Annotated in this window: 17 protein-coding genes; 8 read left to right on the top strand and 9 right to left on the bottom strand. The window is 51.2% G+C overall.

Features of this window, described 5'->3' with window-relative positions; genetic code table 11:
• Positions 1-43: 43 nt before the first annotated feature.
• The 7 genes from MJX74_RS10700 to MJX74_RS10670 are packed head-to-tail and all read right to left on the bottom strand — an operon-like array spanning position 44 to position 7,083.
• On the bottom strand, positions 44-1,318 hold the full coding sequence (locus MJX74_RS10700) for a glycosyltransferase (RefSeq protein ID WP_240222841.1): 1,275 nt from the start codon (positions 1,316-1,318) through the stop codon (positions 44-46).
• Positions 1,308-1,877, bottom strand: coding sequence for a hypothetical protein (locus MJX74_RS10695; protein ID WP_240222840.1), 570 nt, complete (start codon positions 1,875-1,877; stop codon positions 1,308-1,310). The genes MJX74_RS10700 and MJX74_RS10695 overlap by 11 nt, the downstream gene beginning before the upstream one ends.
• Entirely contained in the window at positions 1,874-3,019 is a 1,146-nt protein-coding gene (locus MJX74_RS10690) for a glycosyltransferase family 2 protein (RefSeq protein ID WP_240222839.1), read from the bottom strand. The genes MJX74_RS10695 and MJX74_RS10690 overlap by 4 nt, the downstream gene beginning before the upstream one ends.
• Complete coding sequence (locus tag MJX74_RS10685) at positions 3,012-3,965, bottom strand: NAD-dependent epimerase/dehydratase family protein (RefSeq protein ID WP_240222838.1); 954 nt, start codon at positions 3,963-3,965, stop codon at positions 3,012-3,014. The genes MJX74_RS10690 and MJX74_RS10685 overlap by 8 nt, the downstream gene beginning before the upstream one ends.
• On the bottom strand, positions 3,958-5,295 hold the full coding sequence (locus tag MJX74_RS10680) for a F390 synthetase-related protein (RefSeq protein WP_240222837.1): 1,338 nt from the start codon (positions 5,293-5,295) through the stop codon (positions 3,958-3,960). Before MJX74_RS10680 ends, MJX74_RS10685 begins: the two co-directional genes overlap by 8 nt.
• A complete protein-coding gene (locus MJX74_RS10675; RefSeq protein WP_240222836.1) occupies positions 5,267-6,100 on the bottom strand; it encodes an MBL fold metallo-hydrolase in 834 nt (277 codons plus the stop codon). The genes MJX74_RS10680 and MJX74_RS10675 overlap by 29 nt, the downstream gene beginning before the upstream one ends.
• Positions 6,097-7,083 (bottom strand): 3-oxoacyl-[acyl-carrier-protein] synthase III C-terminal domain-containing protein, encoded by a 987-nt coding sequence (locus MJX74_RS10670; protein ID WP_240222835.1) that lies wholly within the window; start codon positions 7,081-7,083, stop codon positions 6,097-6,099. Before MJX74_RS10670 ends, MJX74_RS10675 begins: the two co-directional genes overlap by 4 nt.
• 278 nt (positions 7,084-7,361) lie before the next feature.
• Here MJX74_RS10670 and MJX74_RS10665 point away from each other — a divergent pair, with 278 nt between their 5' ends.
• Complete coding sequence (locus MJX74_RS10665) at positions 7,362-8,102, top strand: ferredoxin--NADP reductase (RefSeq protein ID WP_240222834.1); 741 nt, start codon at positions 7,362-7,364, stop codon at positions 8,100-8,102.
• Here the strand turns inward: MJX74_RS10665 and MJX74_RS10660 are convergent.
• Together MJX74_RS10660 and MJX74_RS10655 are read right to left on the bottom strand one after the other, a co-directional pair.
• Entirely contained in the window at positions 8,080-9,834 is a 1,755-nt protein-coding gene (locus MJX74_RS10660) for a potassium/proton antiporter (RefSeq protein WP_240222833.1), read from the bottom strand. The two genes, MJX74_RS10665 and MJX74_RS10660, sit on opposite strands and share 23 nt — an antisense overlap.
• A gap of 55 nt (positions 9,835-9,889) precedes the next feature.
• Complete coding sequence (locus MJX74_RS10655) at positions 9,890-10,957, bottom strand: AI-2E family transporter (protein WP_240222832.1); 1,068 nt, start codon at positions 10,955-10,957, stop codon at positions 9,890-9,892.
• Positions 10,958-11,217: 260 nt separating this feature from the next.
• Here MJX74_RS10655 and MJX74_RS10650 point away from each other — a divergent pair, with 260 nt between their 5' ends.
• From MJX74_RS10650 to MJX74_RS10620, 7 genes are read left to right on the top strand one after another with little or no spacing between them, the layout of a single operon-like run.
• A complete protein-coding gene (locus MJX74_RS10650) occupies positions 11,218-14,124 on the top strand; it encodes a monovalent cation/H+ antiporter subunit A (RefSeq protein WP_240222831.1) in 2,907 nt (968 codons plus the stop codon).
• Positions 14,124-14,474 carry a Na+/H+ antiporter subunit C gene (locus MJX74_RS10645; RefSeq protein ID WP_240222830.1) on the top strand — a complete coding sequence of 117 codons (351 nt, stop codon included), beginning with the start codon at positions 14,124-14,126 and terminating at the stop codon, positions 14,472-14,474. Before MJX74_RS10650 ends, MJX74_RS10645 begins: the two co-directional genes overlap by 1 nt.
• Complete coding sequence (locus tag MJX74_RS10640) at positions 14,471-16,081, top strand: monovalent cation/H+ antiporter subunit D (protein ID WP_240222829.1); 1,611 nt, start codon at positions 14,471-14,473, stop codon at positions 16,079-16,081. The genes MJX74_RS10645 and MJX74_RS10640 overlap by 4 nt, the downstream gene beginning before the upstream one ends.
• Complete coding sequence (locus MJX74_RS10635; protein WP_240222828.1) at positions 16,078-16,593, top strand: Na+/H+ antiporter subunit E; 516 nt, start codon at positions 16,078-16,080, stop codon at positions 16,591-16,593. Before MJX74_RS10640 ends, MJX74_RS10635 begins: the two co-directional genes overlap by 4 nt.
• The gene (locus tag MJX74_RS10630) at positions 16,590-16,868 is read left to right on the top strand and encodes a K+/H+ antiporter subunit F (RefSeq protein ID WP_240222827.1); all 279 of its coding nucleotides are present in this window, start codon (positions 16,590-16,592) and stop codon (positions 16,866-16,868) included. Before MJX74_RS10635 ends, MJX74_RS10630 begins: the two co-directional genes overlap by 4 nt.
• Positions 16,865-17,284, top strand: a complete 420-nt coding sequence (gene mnhG, locus MJX74_RS10625; protein ID WP_240222826.1) for a monovalent cation/H(+) antiporter subunit G — start codon at positions 16,865-16,867, stop codon at positions 17,282-17,284. Before MJX74_RS10630 ends, mnhG begins: the two co-directional genes overlap by 4 nt.
• Complete coding sequence (locus MJX74_RS10620) at positions 17,281-18,552, top strand: mechanosensitive ion channel family protein (RefSeq protein WP_240222825.1); 1,272 nt, start codon at positions 17,281-17,283, stop codon at positions 18,550-18,552. Before mnhG ends, MJX74_RS10620 begins: the two co-directional genes overlap by 4 nt.
• Positions 18,553-18,614: the final 62 nt, after the last annotated feature.

Genomic DNA, 18,614 nt, shown 5'->3' with positions numbered 1-18,614 from the left:
ACAATATTAACAGCACTAAGGTAGCGTTCATTTTGTGCTTTGGCTATATTAGCTGGCAATTTTTCGCTTTATTATCCATTGGCTTATCCGATAACTGCCGGACAACGGATACCAAATCTACTGTGTCTGAAACCGCCTCCTGCATAAAATGGTCAATCTGATGCGGGGTATTGCTTTGCAACAACTGATGCAATGCTTCTGGCAACTGTGACAATTGCTGCAGCCAAATAGCCAGGCCGTGATAAGACAAACGGGCCGCATGATCAAACTGATCATAATCCAGCGGATAAACCAGCGCCGGGATACGCTGACGCAAACAATGGTACATAATACCGGCGCCGCCATGGTGGATCACAACCGCATAACGATGCAATTGCGCGGCATAGTTAATGTAGGAATAGCGCTGCACATTGGCATTTCCGGCAAAAGCAGAAACCTGCTCGACACCGTCAGTAAAATGGAACTGCAGCTGTGGAAATTGTACCGCGACCTGCTGAATACTTTGCCACATAGCGTCTTTGTGCCATTGCAAATGCGTGCCCAAGGTAACCAATACGTGTTGTTTACCCGGTACAAACTGTGGTGGCGTAACAGCCGTTGCTGGTGTGTACAGCATAGGCCCGACAAACTGCACAGCTGCCGGCCAACGTGTGGCAAACTCTAATGACTGATACCCCAGGCAAAGAATTTTTTCTGCCGAGTATATGGCTTCACTACCATCTCTGCGGTACAGCTGTGGCAACCCCATAGCCCGGATTGCATGGCGATACCAGTAAAACACGCTGCGCTTAAACAGCCGCATTAGCATCCAGCCTGCTTTATGCCAGACGTTATGCCAGTGTTTAGTGGCAGGCATTACACCGCCAAAGTACGCTGGCGGACCATTGGCTACCTCTAACGCACAAGGCGATGGGCAGCTGGTCCACCAACGCAGACCATGGCGCCGGGCCACAATGCCAGCTGGCGCTAACGTAAAATCGGCGATAAGCAAATCAACCTTATCAGCCTGATATAACGTATCCAGCTCAGCCGTTAGATGCTGAAAAAACGTTAGTACCTGATGAAACTGCGCTTTTAACCTGCGCGGAGAGTGCCCGACAGCATAAGGCGGGTTAACCACCCGCATAAGTTTTGTATCATCAACACTGCGTAAAATAACCGCAACCAGCCCTGCAGCGTGGATATCAGCCTGTGCCAGTGATGATGAAATAACCCGCACATGGTAACCGGCTTGCTGTAGCTGTCGCCCCATTGCAAGTATGGGGTGCAAATGGCCTTTGAATGGCGGCGCTAATAAATCTATGCGGTTAATCAGCATCAGGTGTGGCTTCCAGCAACTGCGTTATTAGCGACTGCGCAATGGCCAGCAGTTGCTTTGATTCCAGATAGGCCATGTGGCCACTGTCGATACGAATATCTACTGTGGGAAAAAACCAGCGCGACAGCCAATCCTGCCGCCCCTGCACCAGCGTACAGTTAAACACCGGGCGGGATCTGGCAACCGGGCCATAGGCTAAAATATGCAACCGCTTGCTAAAGCTGGTATCCAGTTGCACGTTATTTAGCAGCTCCAGGCCACAACTACCTGCCAGTACTAAAGTTTTACTATAGCGGGACAACTCGGTAGCTACCGCTTGATGATATTGCGATTTAAACTCACTGCGCCGCGAGTTCAGGTATAGCTGACCATTAGCCAGGCTGGCGTTAAACAGGTTTGCCTGCCGGTACGGCAAAAGTGTGCCGTCATACGGAAAGTTAAGTGGCATGGCCTGCACGCCGTTAACCAGCAATTGCTGCATAAACGCCTGTTGCAGCGGGCTTAACGCGCAACTATGTTTGTCACTTTGCCCCGTGAGAAACACCACTCCCAGCGTCATGGTTTTAGCGGCTCAAACTTGTCACTGGCATATACCCGGTAATATCTGCTGCGCCAACGGATACGCTTACTACACAGCGCATGAACCACATGCAATAACTGCAAGTATTCTGACAGCAACGCCAAAAGCACTGAGCCAGCCTGCTGCCCGGGCACGGCACCATTCAGCTGCCTGGTTAGCCATAGTTTTAACGTTAACGCACCTGCACAGGTTAACAATGCTGCCAGTGAAGGCTGCCATAGCAACGCCAGCAACATTAGCCAACACAATAAGGGCGGCAAGCCATATAGCAGTGCCATTATCGCCTGTATGTGCCGGGGTTTGCGGGCAAAAAGCAGCTTTGCAAACAGATACCAGCGATGCATTTGTTGCCAGTAAGCACGGGCAGTGGCCAGATGTGTTTGAATCTGTTGTTGTTGCGGCAACTGCGCAATACTGCCACCACCTGCCAGCACCAGCTCAGCTACCGCTAAGTCATCGGTAAGGTGGTGCAGCACCGGGGCAAAACCACCCAGAGCCAGCAAAGTATCCCGCTTTATGGCATAACACATACCATTAATGGTTACCGGCGCCATAAAGGGCAGCGTTGCCAGATAAGTGGTAGCGGCATTGTTATTGACAAAACTGGCTAATAACGCCGAGTAACCTGTATTGCCATGATGATAATAAGGCAGGCCGGTAGCAATAGTGTGCTGGTCCAACTCACCCAGCATAGCGCGCAAACTGTTGCTAGTAATAGAGGTGTCATCATCCAGTACCAGTAAATACGGTTGCTGACACAGCGGCAATACCGCCGCCAGTTTAAACATTTTAGGGTTAATACCTGCCGGAGCCTGCTCATACTGCAACAGATGAATATTCAGCACAGGGTGTTGTTGCTTTAACGCCACAGTAATGGTTTGAGCCTGAGCATCAGCAGTGTCTGTTAACCAGTAAAAATGGGCTTGAGGTAACAGCCTGAGGCTGGTGCGTAATGTTTGCTCCAGCAGGGGATCGCCACTTAATATCGGCTGTAGTACCGCCACGTCATGCAAACCGCCCTGATAAGACCGGGCGACAAAATGACGGATAAAACGCCTGGCAAAATAAGCTTTAGCTGCAGCCAGCATACCGTACAACACGGCAAAAACGATACTAACCATGTTGCAGCTGCCAGCGGATAAAGTGTTCTATACCTTCAGCAACAGATACTGACGGCGGCCCAAAATCTGCCAGCATCCGGCTGACATCAAAGGTTTTACTATGCGTAAGCACGCTTACACCATACCTGGTTAGTGGCGGCTCTTTTTTTATCCGCAACGTGTGATACAGCCATTCCAGCACGGCGGCCAAACGCATGGCAGTATTCACGTTAATTCGTCGCTTCGGCGCTGGCATACCTAACCTGTGCAGTACTGTTAGCAACAAAGACTGAAACTCTACCGGTTCGGCATTGGTCAGGTTGTATGCGCCGGTAATATCCGGCCGCAAGGCAGCACTGAGTATGTAATCGCACAGTGTATCGATATAGATCAAATCACCAATGGCTGCCGGGCCTGAACTGTCAAACAGCGGCAAGCGGCCTTTTTTCGCGGCAGCAAGGATACGCGGAAACAACACCGTGTCGCCGGGGCCAAAAATAGCGCGGGGCCGCAGAATAACACTGCTGCCTTCATAGCGCTTAATACAAAGTTCTGCGGCATATTTGCTGGCCGAGTAAGCATTGATAAACTCAGGCCCTATTGCACTGTCTTCCGTTAAGTTAAATTGCGGTTCGTCGCGGTAAAATACCGAGCTGGAAGACAAATATACCAATTTAGGTAAGCCATGTTGCTGACAAAACCGAATGACATTCTCTGTAGCGTTAATATTTTGCTGTTGATACTGCGCAGCAGTACCCCACGGCGACACATGCGCGGCGGCATGGATCACCACATCCGGGCGAAAATCCAGCCTAATGTCATGGCTTAAATCCAGTTGGGTATAGTTTGGCCAAGGCATATAACGCCTGGCAACACCATGCAGGCACAGATCGTCACGCTGGCCAAAGCGACGCATAAAGGCACCGCCGACAAAACCAGACGCGCCCGTTACCAGTATATTAGTCATACGTGCTTTCCCTATATTCAGACGGTTGTAACACCGGTTTATGCAAGCACGCTACCCGACGGCATTTTTCGCTTAACGATTCAGTAATCTGCAGCGTAAACTCTAACTGTGGCAGCGTTAACTGCTGAGACTGCGCTAAGTCTTGCAAAGCGCCCTCGACAGACCGCTGCGCGATATCTGCTTGCGTGGTTTGCAGAAATACCCGTAGCTTGCTGCCATGTTGTTGTATCCGGTAATCAGATACCACCTCACTACATAACATCATCGCCCGGCGCACGACATCCGGAAACACCGGTTGCCAATGCCCTGAGTGCGTTAAAAACCACAGGCTGTCATCACAACGGCCTTCAATTTTTTTCAGCGCAGTTAGCGCAGAACCACATGGGCAGGGGCTTGGGTCCAGTTGCAAAATATCATCCAGCTTAAACCGCACTAACGGCAAAGTACGGCGGCGTAAATCGGTGATAACGGGTGAAAACCGGCCACTGGCTTTATCGGTCCAGTGTTTTTCAATAATGACAATATCTTCATTCAAATGCAGGCGGCCAAAGCGGCATGTCGACGCCAGATAGCCTTCTGTGCATTGATAAATTTCATTTACCCTACAGCTAAATTGTTGCTCTATACGCTGACGGACATCTGGTTCTAACACTTCGGCTACCGAGATAATTTTCGTCGGCGTAATGTTAAGCGCTGCTGCAGCAATAACACCCAGTACCTGCGCCGGCGCAATAACAATGTCGGGCTGAAATGCGGCCAGTTGCGCCTGCCATTCAGCAACTGGCAATGTCAGATCAAAAAAGCGAAAGCTTAGCAATATGCCGTCTGATGCTTCATACAGCGCATTGTTAGACCGCAATAGCAGCGCAACACGTTGGCGCCGTAACGTTAGTGGCAGGTTTTTAGCGATAATATAACCGGCCCATTCAGCTTGCTCTTGTGGCCGGGTAAGAAACACGCCACGGCGCCCGCTTGTGCCAGATGACAAGCCAACCGCAACCCCATTGAGCAAAGGGGTAAAATCACGTTGCTGCTCTGCCTGCAATGCATGTGCCTGACACGCCGCTAAGCTAAGGCCACAGGTATTAATGTCATTAAAGTTAGCCAGAAAAGCCGCTTTATCCATTACCGGAAAAGCCTGCAGCGGCTGATCACCAAGTGCAGCATAAAACGGGCTGTGTCGTAACACCCGTAGCTTCAGCCGCCGAAAACGTTGTTGCTGCAACCTGGCCAGGGCAACATGACTGTAACGCGCGCTGCGCCAGCCATTGGCATAACCGTATAAAAAATAGCCCAGCTGCTTAACGCTGCGTACAAAGGAACTGATCATAGCTACTCTGGCAATGGGCAGGAATAATACGCAGTTGCTGGTTTACACCATACAGCTGAGCAAGTTTATCAATGGTGGTGTAATACTGCGTTTTATCGCTAAGAATAATGCTGGCCAGCGGATGCGGCTTAGTGGCTGCAATAAGTGCCTGCTGTGTCCAACAGGCATCACCGATCAGAAAAAACGTGCTTTGCAGCTGATTACACAATAAACCATAGTGACCATAGGCGTGGCCCGGCAGTTCAACGGCGATATAGGCGCCATCGCCAAATACGTCATATCCGGCGCCAAAGGGTGCCAGATCTGCTGCAAGCGGCCGCGCCAGACAATCTTCAATAAAACTGACACGCTCTGAGAAATCAGAGGGCAACAAGGCCGGTAAATAGCCTTTTAATAAGCCTCGTATGCCGCTGCGCTGCAAAATCGACTGCAAAGCCACTCTGGAGCAGATATAGCGCGCCCGCGGGAAATCCAGCAAACCGGCAATATGATCAGCATGGAAGTGTGAAATAAAAATATGCTTTATATCATCAGGCGCTATGCCACGCTGGGCCAATTGCTGTAACAAGTTTTCTTTGTCGCACAAATGCATTGGCGTAACCCAGCGATACAACCGCTGCGGAAAGGGGGCGGTAGCCTGTATAAAATGTTTGGCATAACCGGTATCAAACAGCATATAACCCTGCTGCGGGTGCTTTAACAGCGCCACTATGGCCGGAAACTGTTGCGCCCGCCAGCTGCCGCCACGGGTAACAATGGCCTCCGGGTGAAAACAATGGCCAACTTTTAATAATTCAATGCTCACAGCGTCATCACCATAGCCCCAAGGCTTAAGCCTGCTGACGTGCCAATCAGCAATACTTTATCACCGGGCTTTACCGGCTTGGTTGTTAGTAATTCATGCAAAGCCGCCGGCAGCGATACGGCAATCTGGTTGCCACGCTGCTGCAGCATATTAATCACTTTAGTGGGGCATAATCCCAGTTGGCGAACTAAATGCTGTAATGCTAACCCGCTGGCCTGGTGTGGCACCACCCAGTCGATGGCATCCATCGTTATTCTTGCTTTGGCTAACAACTCGGTGCAAAAAGGCATTATAACTTTTGCGGTCAACCGGTATAACTCCTTGCCGTTCATACGGAACATACCATAAGGCGCGTAATCACCGGCTATGTTAGAAGGATGATTCAGGCTGCCGCCACCTTGAATTTCACAGTGCGCAACACCCTGAGGATAGGTGCGGAACAAAGAGGCATCCACTCTGGCTTCAGAGTCATCAACACCGACTATCAGTGCGACAGCACCGTCACCAAACAGCCCGCCAATTGCCGGGTTTGTCCAATCCAGCCCAACAGACGCTACTTCGCTGGACACAATCAAAATACGTTTATACTGCCCACCCTGCAGCATGTTTGCGGCCAGATCCATCGCCATCAGGCCACTTAAACATGTCATGTTTATGTCAAAGGCAGGGAAGCTTAGTGACGGCGTAAATTGTGCCAAAACTTTCGCCGCGTTACACGGAATAGCCTGCTCCATCGTGCCGCTGGCGGCAATCAGGCAATCGATGTCCGCAAGGGCAACATCAGCCTGATGCAATGCGGCCAGAATAGCCTGTTTTGCCATTTCAGATGCGGTTTCGTGCCGGGCATAGTAACGTTGTTGCACTCCGGTACGGGCTTCTACTGTGCCGCTGGCAAGCCCATTTTTTTGATCAAGCGACAACGAGCTGACAACATGTTTGGGCAGATAAATACCATGCCCGAGCAACTTAAAATTCCGTATCACAGGTGACAACCTTCCCTCTGTAAAATGGCGGAACTGTAACATGTAAAAAAATCAGCTGAAAGTGTTAACATCAGTGCTGTAGGCCAAAACATACCTTTTTAACCAATGAGGCTCTTATCGGGTTGTATTAGCCAAACCGTTTATCAAGCTAACTTATCTAAGGCTGCTATACCACTGGCAATGTACGCTAACAACAGACAATACTGTTTTTATCACCGGCTTGAGTATCTGCCTTACTTTGTTAGGATAAGTTAGCGTAAATAAACTGGGAATTAACTATGGCGCAATGGCTTAGCGGCACGATAACAGCGAATCATCACTGGCACGCCAACCTGTTCAGTATAAAGGTGCAAACACCGGCATTTGATTTTACTGCCGGCCAGTTTGTCCGTCTGGCTATCGATACACCGGATGGCCGGGTACAACGCGCTTACTCGCTGGTAAACAGCCCGGGCAACCACGAGCTGGAGTTTTTAGTCAGCACGGTGGCCGACGGCTTGCTGTCGCCGCTATTACAGCAACTGAAGATGGGTGATAAACTGGATATCAGCCAGCCAGCCTCAGGCTTTTTTATTCTGGACGAAGTACCAGACGGCGATAACCTGTGGCTGATTTCCAGCGGCACCGGCATCGGGCCCTATTTATCTATGCTGGGCACTCATACGTTATGGCAGCGCTTTAAACATATTGTTCTGGTGCACAGTGTGCGCACAGTAGCCGACCTGGCTTACCGCGAGCTGATTCAACAGGCCCGGCAACAGTACCCTGGCCAATTACATTACCAACCAATAGTAACCCGCGAAGCCCATGCCGGGGCGCTGAATAAACGCCTGCCACAGCTGATCGAAACCGGTGAATTACAACAAGCCTGCGGCCAGACTCTGACCAACCGCTCCCAGGTAATGTTGTGCGGCAACCCCGAAATGATTAAAGACACCAAAGCGGTGCTACAAAGCATAGGCCTGACAAAAAACCTACGCCGTACCCCGGGCAATATTACCGTGGAGCAGTATTGGTAACAGGCCCCGCACCAACTGTTTTCTGCCGCGCTGGCAGCAGCCCTACGGTGGTAATGCGCTGTCCAACCATGTCGCGTACGGTTAGCGTAACGTCTGCTGATTCTGCCGTGGCATCCGGCTGCGGCTTTTCAGCCAGTGCCTGGCGCAGTACTTCATCCAGTGTTGCCTCAGGCGCAGCTGCCAGAGCAATACCGTAAGAATGCAATACGTCCTCTACCCGGGTTGTGCCTTTGAGCTTAAGTTCGGTTTGTGGCAGCTCATGGCGCCCGGCTTCTGCCGTCGCTGAAAATACACTGTCAACAAAACTGCGTGTTTCTGGTTTTAACACAATAAACAGATGATCTCCGGCATACAGCCAGGTTGAACCACGCGGCGGTATCACCTGATTATTACGGGTAATCATGGCAACCACAGTGCCATCTGGCAGCGCGGCCTGCGACAGGCGCCGCTCTACAGAACGGGAGTTTTCGCCCAGCGTATATTCGACAATATCGGCATCAACTTTACCCAGCGCAGTAATTTCCAGCGTTGCTGCCGGTGTGGCGGGTGGTGGCTCAGTTAACCCCAGCTTGCGTGCGACCAGCGGCAACGTAGAACCCTGCACCGTGGCAGATATCAATACGACGAAAAACACCACGTTAAAAATAAGCGCGGCGCCGGGCAGGCCAAAAATCAGCGGAAAAATAGCCAGAATAATCGGCACCGAACCACGTAACCCCACCCAGGATACCAGCGTAATTTCGCGCAGGTTAAAGCCAAACAGCTTTAGCAGCGGCACCACCGCCAGTGGCCGGGCAACCAGTGTCAGCACCAGTGCTATCAGCAAACCTTCAAACCAGACATCCAGTAACGACGAGGGGTTAATCAGTAACCCCAGCACCACGAACATGGTGATCTGGCTTAACCAGGCCAGCCCGTCGTGAAATAAGAAGGTACTGCGCTGAAACACAAAACGGCTGTTACCAATAACCACACCGGCAAGAAATATGGCCAAAAAGCCACTGCCACCCAGGTTAGCGGCAATACCAAACGACAATAAACCACAGGCCGCAACCATTACCGGATAAAGCCCGGTAGCCACCAGATGAATACGGTTAATCATGTTCACCGACACCCAGCCCACTGCCAGGCCGACAGCAGCACCAATGCCCATTTGTGACACAAACAGCATCAGCAGGCCGGTGCCGGGTTTCATGTCATTAACCAGTATTTCCAGCAAGCCTACGGTAAGGAAAATCGCCATAGGGTCGTTCGACGCACTTTCAATTTCCAGTGTCGATTTAAGCCGTTTATTAATATGAATACCGGCATTGCGCAGTAGCGAAAATACCGCGGCGGCATCGGTAGAGCCAACGATAGCGCCCAGTAGCATGCCTTGTAACAGTGGAATATTCAGAATATAGGCCGCTGCAACACCCGTCACCACAGCGGTAACAAGCACCCCCAGCGTAGCCAGCGCCGATGCGGGTTTCCAGACTAACTTTATTGACGAAAATGGTGTTTGCAAACCACCATCAAACAAAATAAGCGCCAGTGCCAGAGTACCCAAAGCATGAGCAGTTTCGGCGTTATTAAAGATAATACCGCCGGGGCCGTCTTCGCCCGCCAGCATGCCGACTAATAAAAATAGTACCAGTACCGGCAGCCCCAGCCGAGCTGACAGTTTGCTGGATATGATACCCAGCAGGATCAGCACCGCAGCCAATAAAATAAACTGGTCAATCACAAACATACTTCAATTCTCTTGTAAAGGCTAAACGGCTATCTTTTGTGTAACGTCAGTAAGGCTAGTCCTGATAATCGCTGCTGTCGTTATCAATCAGCCACTCGCGCCATATGGCCACCAACAAGGCCATGAGCACCGGGCCAACAAATAAACCTACCAGCCCCATGGTTTTTACGCCGCCGATCAGGCCAAAAAATGTGGGTAAAAACGGTAACTTAATCGGGCCGCCAACCAGAGTAGGCCGGATAGTTTTATCAACAATAAACAGCTCGATGCTGCCCCATAAAAACAGCCCCACACCCGCCGCCATATCGCCAGTGCCTACCAGATACAATGACAACAACGTAAACGCCAGTGGCGCACCGCCAGGGATCAGTGCCATAAAGGCTGTCAGTACACCAAAGGCAACCGGCGAAGGCACTCCGGCTATCCAGTATGCCACGCCCAACACCAGACCTTCGCCAATAGCTATCACTGTCATACCAATAACAGTAGAACTGATGGTAGCCGGCACCACACGGGAGAAACGCTGCCAGCGGCTGGGCAAAATACGCTCACCTACCCGATCCAGCTGCGACGATAAGCTGTCGCCATCTTTGTACAAAAAGAACAGGGTGATCAGCATAAACAGCAATGTCAGCACAAAGCCAACGGTATTCCAGCCAAACATCAGCACCCAGCGCGAAATACCACTGAGGTGCTGGCCACTTACTACACTGATAATGTGTCCCAGCTCATTGGGCTCGGACAAATATAACTGCCATTGTTCAGCCAGCCAACTGCCTGCAAAAGGCAGTTCGGCAATCCACAGCGGCACCGGCGCACCAAACTGGTTAGCGTGTAGCAGCCAGCCAATCCAGGTGCGTATCTCTTCCATGGCATAAGAAAAAACCAACGCCAGCGGGATCACCAGACCAAGAATAATGGCGCAAATGGCAATGCTGGCAGCCAGTGCCGATTTGTTGTTGCAAGAGTGCAGCAAACGGCTATATAACGGCCAGCTGGCAAAGCAAATAATCAACGCAGCCAGTACCGGCACCAGAAAACCGATAAAGAAAAACACCCCGGCGCAGAGGATCAGAATTAACAAGGTACGGCTAACTGCCACATTGCTGAATATTTGTGCCATTCAGGTGAACTCCGTCATTAAACCGACCAAAAAATACCAGCCATGCTAACATCCGCCGGGTTGACCCGCCAGATAGCAGTAAATATAATCGCGACGGCATGACTAATAAAAACAACAACTTTATGCACATTACCCTGACAAAACCCGGTTAAATAACAACACTTTCGCCTGCTATCTCCCGATCATAGGGCTGTTGTACCGGACACACTACTCAGCCCCATACGCCACCACACCCGGCGTATTATTGATTTCGGAGAACTATGACGCTACTTCTGCTGCTACTGTTGCCCTTTGCCGGTTGTGTTATTGCAGCGTGTATGCCGGCGTATGCGCGTAATCGCGAAGCCTGGTTTGCTGCGCTTATTGCGTTTTGCGGCCTGCTGTTAACACTTAGCCTGTATCCTGCTGTCAGTAGCGGCATTGTTATAAAACATGAACTGGCCTGGTTGCCCATGTTCAACCTTAACCTGATATTGCGCATGGACGGCCTGGCCTGGCTGTTCTCGGTACTTATTCAGGGTATTTGTCTGCTGGTGGTGCTGTATGCCCGCTACTATATGTCGCCCAAAGATCCGGTACCGCGTTTTTTCGCCTTTTTGCTCGCCTTTATGGGCGCGATGCAAGGCGTGGTTATTTCCGGCAATCTGATCCAGCTGGTAATGTTTTGGGAGCTTACCAGCCTGACGTCGTTTTTACTGATTGGTTACTGGCACCACCGTGCAGATGCCCGTCGCGGTGCGCGAATGGCCTTTACCGTTACCTCAATTGGTGGCCTGTGTTTACTGGCCGGTGTGTTGTTACTGGGCTATATTGCCGGCAGCTACGACTTAGATGCCGTGCTGGCATCGGCCGATATTATTCGCTCCCATCAGGCCTATTTACCCGCGCTGGTGCTGGTTGCACTGGGCGCTCTGACCAAAAGCGCACAATTTCCGTTTCATTTCTGGTTACCCCACGCCATGGCCGCACCGACACCGGTATCGGCTTATTTACATTCTGCAACGATGGTAAAAGCCGGTATTTTTCTGCTGATGCGGTTATGGCCGGTACTGGCCGGTACACCAGAATGGACCTGGATCATTGGCACCGCCGGTGTCTGCACTATGCTGATTGGCGCCTATCTGGCTATTTTTCAGCATGATTTAAAAGGTTTGCTGGCTTACTCTACTATCAGCCATTTGGGCCTGATTACCTGCCTGCTGGGCATGGGCACACCGTTGGCAATGGTTGCCGCTATTTTTCACACGCTTAACCACGCCATTTTTAAAGCGTCGCTATTTATGGCCGTGGGCATTATCGACCATGAATCCGGCACGCGCGACATGCGAAAATTATCCGGGTTATCGCGCTTAATGCCCTACACCGCCACGCTGGCGATTGTCGCCAGTGCAGCAATGGCGGGCGTACCGTTATTAAATGGCTTTTTATCAAAAGAAATGTTTTTTGCACAAGCGCTGCAGGTAGGCTCCAACTCTAACTGGTGGATGTCGGCCGCTGCGGTGGTAATGGGTATTTTTGGCGTCGCTTATTCTATGCGTTTTATCAGCGTGTTTTTTGGCGCCAAAGCGACGGCATTACCCAAGCTGCCACACGAGCCACCGCGCTGGATGCGGTTTCCGGTGGAGCTTTTAGTGTTGTGCTGCCTGATTGTCGGTGTAGCACCACAGCTAAGCATTGGTGTGCCGCTACAAACCGCGGCGGCTTCAGTGCTGGGCGAGCGCCTGCCCGATTACAACCTGGCTATATGGCATGGCATCAATGCGCCGCTGGTGATGAGCGTGCTGGCTTTTGCTTTGGGCATACTGTTATTTAAAGTGCTGAAATACCGTTTTAACTTGCTGCAAAGTGCGCATATTCCTGTGCTGTATCGTTTTAACGGCAAGCAAGCCTACGAAAGTAGTATGTTGATACTGGCGTCATCGGCAGCCAGGCTAGAGCGTCTGTTCAGCAGCCGGCGGTTACAGCCACAGTTGCTGCTGCTGGTGCTGGCCGGGCTATTTGCCTCAGCCTTAATGCTGCAGGCGATGCCTGATTTTAGCCCTGCCTGGTCAGTTGAGCATTTTAACCTGCCCTTTGCGCTGCTATGGCTGATAGGCTGCACCTGCGCGGTATGTGCCGCCTGGCAGGCTAAATACCACCGGCTGGCAGCCTTAATGCTGGTAGGCGGCACCGGCATTGTTACCAGCCTGACATTTTTATGGTTGTCGGCCCCCGATCTGGCCCTGACCCAATTAATGGTAGAAACCGTCACCACGGTGCTGCTGTTGCTGGGCCTGCGCTGGCTGCCATCGCGGATTTCAGCCCGTAAAATGAACCTGGTGGCCAGTAGCCGCGACAAATTACGCCGCAGCCGCGATCTGGTTATTGCCATTATTGCCGGTAGTGTCATGTTTGTGATCAGCTACTTTGTACTATTGCACCCGGCTAACTTTACCATCAGTAACTTTTTCCTCGACAACGCCGTACCCGGTGGTGGCGGCACTAATGTGGTGAATGTACTGCTGGTTGATTTTCGTAACTTCGACACCCTGGGTGAAATTACCGTGCTAAGCATAGTGGCGCTTACCGTGTATGCACTGCTGCGACGCTTTCGTCCGGCACCAGAGAGTATTGGCATACCGGCACAGCAGGCAAATCAGGTAGACCCCGCCAGCCGGCAAACACCGGCTCAGCAAGCCAATAGCGGCTATTTGCTGATCCCCGGTATTTACCTGCGGTTGTTACTGCCGGTAATTGGCATCAGCGCGGCTTATTTCTTTATGCGCGGCCATAACTTACCCGGCGGCGGTTTTATTGCCGGTTTGGTTTTCGCTGTTGGTATGATTATTCAGTATATGCTGGCCGGTACCGTGTGGATTGAATCACGCCTTAAGCTTAACCCGCACCGCTGGATAGCTGTGGGTATTGGTCTGGCCTGCTTTACCGGCCTGGGCTCGCTGGCTTTTGGTTATCCGTTTCTTACCACCCACACGGCTCACTTAACCTTGCCAGTACTGGGAGAGTTACATTTACCCAGCGCCTTTATTTTCGACCTGGGTGTTTTTGCCGTCGTCGTCGGCACCACTATGTTAATTCTGGTAGCGCTGGCTCACCAGTCTGTGCGCAGCCACCGGGTGCCGGGCGCACCGGTGGACAACAACGCCATAACCAGCAGGGAGATCCGGTAATGGAGTTAACCATAGCGTTATCCATCGGTGTGCTGTTTGGCTCTGGCATCTGGCTTATTCTGCGTCCGCGCAGCTTTCAGGTGATTACCGGCTTATTGCTGCTGTCTTATGCGGTTAACCTGTTTATCTTTATTACCGGCCGCTTGTCGGTAAATAAACCCCCGCTTATTGTACAAGGCGAAGCAGTAGACCCTTCGCTGTACGCCGACCCGTTACCACAGGCTTTGGTGCTTACCGCTATTGTTATCGGTTTTGCCACTACCGCACTTTATCTGGTGGTGTTGCTCGGTTCGCGCGGCTTAACCGGCACCGACCACGTTGACGGCAAAGAACGGGATTCAGCAGAATGATGTATCTGAACCCGCATTTAATCATGTTGCCGATACTGTTGCCGCTGATTGCCGGTGCGCTGATGGTGTTAATTAATGAACGCCACCACCGGCTGAAGTTTTTAATCAACCTGTTTAGTACCGCTGTGATGCTGTTAACAGCAATACAGTTGCTGATGCAGGCCGAGAGCGGCCTGTGGCTTGCCGATATGGCGGTATATCTGGCGGCAAACTGGTCTGCACCTTTTGGTATAGTGCTGGTGGCAGATCGTCTGGCAGCGATAATGCTGCTGCTCACTGCTGCGCTTGGTACTGCTACGCTGGTATTTTCCTACAGCCGCTGGTCGAAAACCGGGGTGCACTTTCACACCTTGTTCCAGCTACTGTTGATGGGTATTAACGGCGCCATTTTAACGGCTGATTTGTTTAACCTGTTTGTCTTTTTTGAAGTGATGCTGGCGGCATCTTACGGCTTACTGCTGCACGGTTATAACATCAGCCGCATTCGGGCCGGCATGCAATATATTGTGGTGAACCTGGTTGCTTCACTGTTTTTCCTGATTGGGATTGCGCTGGTCTATGCTGCCACCGGCACACTGAATTTTGCCGATCTGGCGTTAAAAATTGCCACGCTGGACAACACCGACCGTTTTATTCTGCAAACCGGTGCGGCTATTCTGGCGGTGGCATTTTTAACCAAAAGTGCCATGTGGCCGCTGGGCTTCTGGCTGCCGGTTACTTATTCAGCCGCCTGTGCGCCGGTTGCCGCTATGCTGGTGCTGCTTACCAAAATAGGCGTGTATGTTATTTTACGGCTGTGGTGGTTGCTGTTTTCACAGCATGCCGGTGCTTCAGCCGGTTTTGGCGGTTCGGTTTTGCTGTGTGGTGGATTGTTAACAATGGCATTTGGCGCAATCGGGTTGCTGGCCAGCCAGGAGCCCCGCCGCATCGCCAGCTTTAGCGCGGTAATTTCGTCCGGTACCTTGCTGGCACTGATTGGTTATGGTGACGCTGCGCTGCTTAGCTCAGCGCTGTTTTATCTGATTAGCTCTACACTGGCCGTTGCCGCTTTTATTATGTTAACTGAACTGACAGACCGCATTTATACCCCGGCGGCCAGCGTGTTGGCTCTGAGTATGGAAGCTTTTGCCGTAGAAGAAGATACACAGGAAAGCGCCGGTGTGGTGATACCTGCAGCGATGGCATTTCTTGGCCTGGCCTTTGCGGCCTGCGCGTTAATTATGGCTGGCTTACCGCCGTTATCGGGCTTTGTTGCCAAATTCAGTATTTTGCATGGCTTGCTAGGCAGCAGCAGCGCCCATGCTCCGCTTTGGGTGCGCTGGATTATTCTTACCTTGTTGCTGGTAGCGGGCCTTAGCGCCATTATTGCGCTGATGCGCTTTGGCGTACGCACATTCTGGACCTTATACAACAGCGCACCGCTGCGGCTGCACCCGACAGAAGCTCTGCCAATACTGGCAATACTGCTGCTGGGTGTCAGCATGGTATTTACTGCGGGCCCACTGTTTAACCTGTTAAGCCGCGCCAGCACCGATTTACAACAAACACCGGCTTATATTGAACGGGTGCTGCAACATCCGGTTGTTACAACCCAGGAGGGACTATGATCCGCAGGCTTATAAGCCGCTGGCTGCCTTCGCCATTATTATCACTGGCCTTACTGTTGTTATGGTTAATGCTGAACCAGACACTGCAGCCGGCGCACCTGTTACTTGGCAGCGCACTGGCTATTGCCGCGCCGTTACTGACGGCGCCACTGCGGCCATTTAAAGCCCGCATAGGCAAACCTGCTGCCATATTGCGCTTATTCAGCTGGGCCTTGCTGGAGGTTATCCGCTCTTGCTTTAATGTCAGCCGCATTATTTTGTTTCGCAAAGCCGATAACCTGAATTCGCAGTTTATTAAAGTGCCACTGGATTTAAGCGACCCAACCGGCCTTGCAGTGTTATCCTGCCTGATTAATTGCACACCCGGTACGGTGTGGGTAGAAATTATACAAGACAGCCATGAATTATCGTTGCATGTATTCGACTTACACGACGAAAACTGGTGGATAGATACCATTAAACAACGCTATGAAAGCCCGCTGATGGCTATTTTCACCCGGGAGGCATCATGAAGCTGCTACTGGAAATTGCGCTGTATTTTTCCCAGTTCTGCGTAGTGCTGGCTATGCTGCTGTGTATGTTGCGCCTGCTAAAAGGCCCCACCGCACAAGACCGGGTGCTGGCACTGGATACTTTGTGGATCTGTGCCATGTTGTTTGCGCTATTGCTGGGCATCAGCTTTGCCAGCCTGGTGTACTTTGAATGGGCGATGCTGATAGCACTGACCGGCTTTGTGTCGTCTGTAGCACTGGCGAAATTTCTGATGCGCGGCGAGATTATCGAATGATGCAAGTTCCTGTCGATATTTCGCCCTGGTTAGCTATACCGGTAGCCCTGCTGCTGATTTGCGGCAGCATTATTACGCTGGTCGGTACTTTAGGTTTACTGCGGCTGCCGCATTTTTATCAGCGCATTCACGGCCCTGCCATTACCATAACCTTTGGTGCAGGCAGTTTTTTGCTGGCTTCCATGTTGTATTTCACGGTACTGCAACAACGGCTTGTTATTCATGAATTACTTATTAGTGCCTTTATTATGTTAACAGCCCCGGTGACAGCAATGTTGCTGATGCGCACAGCAGTATACCGTGACTTACGCAACGGCCGGCAACGCCCCGATATCAAACCCGAAACACCCGCAGCTAGCGGGCAAGCAACAACTGCCGAGGTTAAACAACACCGGCCTGACGGAGAAAACAAGTGACAGAAACCCTGAATAATATCACGGTATGGTTTGAACAATACCCACAGTGGCAACTTGGCATTTCGCTTTGCATTATTCTGCTGTTGTCCTGGCTGGGTAATTTTATTGTTAAACGGATCCTGATTGGCGGCATTATCCGCGCGCTTAAAACCACCAGCTTTAACTCACACCATCTGGTTAAAGATTTCCGCTTTATTTCCCGGCTGGCCAATATAGTACCAGCGCTAATTATTTCTATTGGTGTCAAGCTAATACCCAACGTGCCCGAAGGGCTGGTAACAGTGGTAGTTAACGTATGCAACGCCTTTGTTATTCTGACTATAGCGCTGGCCATCGCCAGTATTCTTAACCTGGTTAATACCGTATACGAGCAACGGCCAGATGCCAGAACCAAGCCGATAAAAGGCTATATTCAGGTGGTGACTATTGCCGTGTATGCTGTGGCTTTGGTGCTGATTATTGCCGCGTTATTTGACCGCTCACCGTTACTGTTACTGTCGGGCCTGGGCGCTATGGCCGCAGTGCTGATGCTGGTATTTCAGGACACTATTTTGTCACTGGTGGCCAGCGTGCAAATTTCCTCTAACGATGTTTTGCGCGTAGGCGACTGGGTTGAAATGCCGCAGTTAAATGCCGATGGCGATGTTATCGACATTGCGCTGCACACGGTTAAAATTCAGAACTGGGATAAAACCATCACCACTATTCCAACACGCCGCTTTATGACCGATCCGTTTAAAAACTGGCGCGGTATGCAGGAATCTGGCGGCAGGCGTATTAAACGTAGCATTATGCTGGATCAGCAAAGCGTGCATTTTCTCGATAAAGACCAAATTAGCCGGTTGGGGCGGTTTCGCTTATTACAGGATTACTTACCGGCCAAACAGCAGGAAATCGACGACTGGAATCAGCAACTGGCAGAGCAAGGTAAAGAGCCGGTTAATACCCGCCGCATTACCAACCTTGGCTCGTTCCGGGCCTACGTTTTACATTACCTGAAAAACCATGCCGGTATTCATCAGCATATGACCACCATGGTGCGGCAGCTATCGCCGGGCGCTGACGGCCTGCCACTGGAACTGTATTGTTTTACCAACACCACATCCTGGCTTGACTACGAGGGTATTCAGTCAGATATCTTTGACCACTTATTGTCGATTATGCCGGAGTTTGGTTTACGGGTATATCAACACCCCAGTGGCATGGATGTACGGGCGCTGGTAAGAACATTTAACCCGGTAGAAAGCCCTGGCGAGAGCTCTGAGTAGCACTGAACACAGTGTAACAATGTTAACCGCAGCCGCGGTTTTACCTTTACTTTTTCCTGTTA

The organism is Rheinheimera hassiensis (genome assembly GCF_022436675.1).
GTDB classification, from domain to species: domain Bacteria; phylum Pseudomonadota; class Gammaproteobacteria; order Enterobacterales; family Alteromonadaceae; genus Alishewanella; species Alishewanella hassiensis.
This window is presented reverse-complemented; position numbering and strand designations above follow the sequence as displayed.

Excerpts from the sequence above, each read along its gene's own strand:
- MJX74_RS10700 (WP_240222841.1), bottom strand. The coding sequence starts at position 1,318 with ATGCTGATTAACCGCATAGATTTATTAGCGCCGCCATTCAAAGGCCAT.
- MJX74_RS10695 (WP_240222840.1), bottom strand. The coding sequence starts at position 1,877 with ATGACGCTGGGAGTGGTGTTTCTCACGGGGCAAAGTGACAAACATAGT.
- MJX74_RS10690 (WP_240222839.1), bottom strand. The coding sequence starts at position 3,019 with ATGGTTAGTATCGTTTTTGCCGTGTTGTACGGTATGCTGGCTGCAGCT.
- MJX74_RS10685 (WP_240222838.1), bottom strand. The coding sequence starts at position 3,965 with ATGACTAATATACTGGTAACGGGCGCGTCTGGTTTTGTCGGCGGTGCC.
- MJX74_RS10680 (WP_240222837.1), bottom strand. The coding sequence starts at position 5,295 with ATGATCAGTTCCTTTGTACGCAGCGTTAAGCAGCTGGGCTATTTTTTA.
- MJX74_RS10665 (WP_240222834.1), top strand. The coding sequence starts at position 7,362 with ATGGCGCAATGGCTTAGCGGCACGATAACAGCGAATCATCACTGGCAC.
- MJX74_RS10660 (WP_240222833.1), bottom strand. The coding sequence starts at position 9,834 with ATGTTTGTGATTGACCAGTTTATTTTATTGGCTGCGGTGCTGATCCTG.
- MJX74_RS10655 (WP_240222832.1), bottom strand. The coding sequence starts at position 10,957 with ATGGCACAAATATTCAGCAATGTGGCAGTTAGCCGTACCTTGTTAATT.
- MJX74_RS10650 (WP_240222831.1), top strand. The coding sequence starts at position 11,218 with ATGACGCTACTTCTGCTGCTACTGTTGCCCTTTGCCGGTTGTGTTATT.
- MJX74_RS10645 (WP_240222830.1), top strand. The coding sequence starts at position 14,124 with ATGGAGTTAACCATAGCGTTATCCATCGGTGTGCTGTTTGGCTCTGGC.
- MJX74_RS10640 (WP_240222829.1), top strand. The coding sequence starts at position 14,471 with ATGATGTATCTGAACCCGCATTTAATCATGTTGCCGATACTGTTGCCG.
- MJX74_RS10635 (WP_240222828.1), top strand. The coding sequence starts at position 16,078 with ATGATCCGCAGGCTTATAAGCCGCTGGCTGCCTTCGCCATTATTATCA.
- MJX74_RS10630 (WP_240222827.1), top strand. The coding sequence starts at position 16,590 with ATGAAGCTGCTACTGGAAATTGCGCTGTATTTTTCCCAGTTCTGCGTA.
- mnhG (WP_240222826.1), top strand. The coding sequence starts at position 16,865 with ATGATGCAAGTTCCTGTCGATATTTCGCCCTGGTTAGCTATACCGGTA.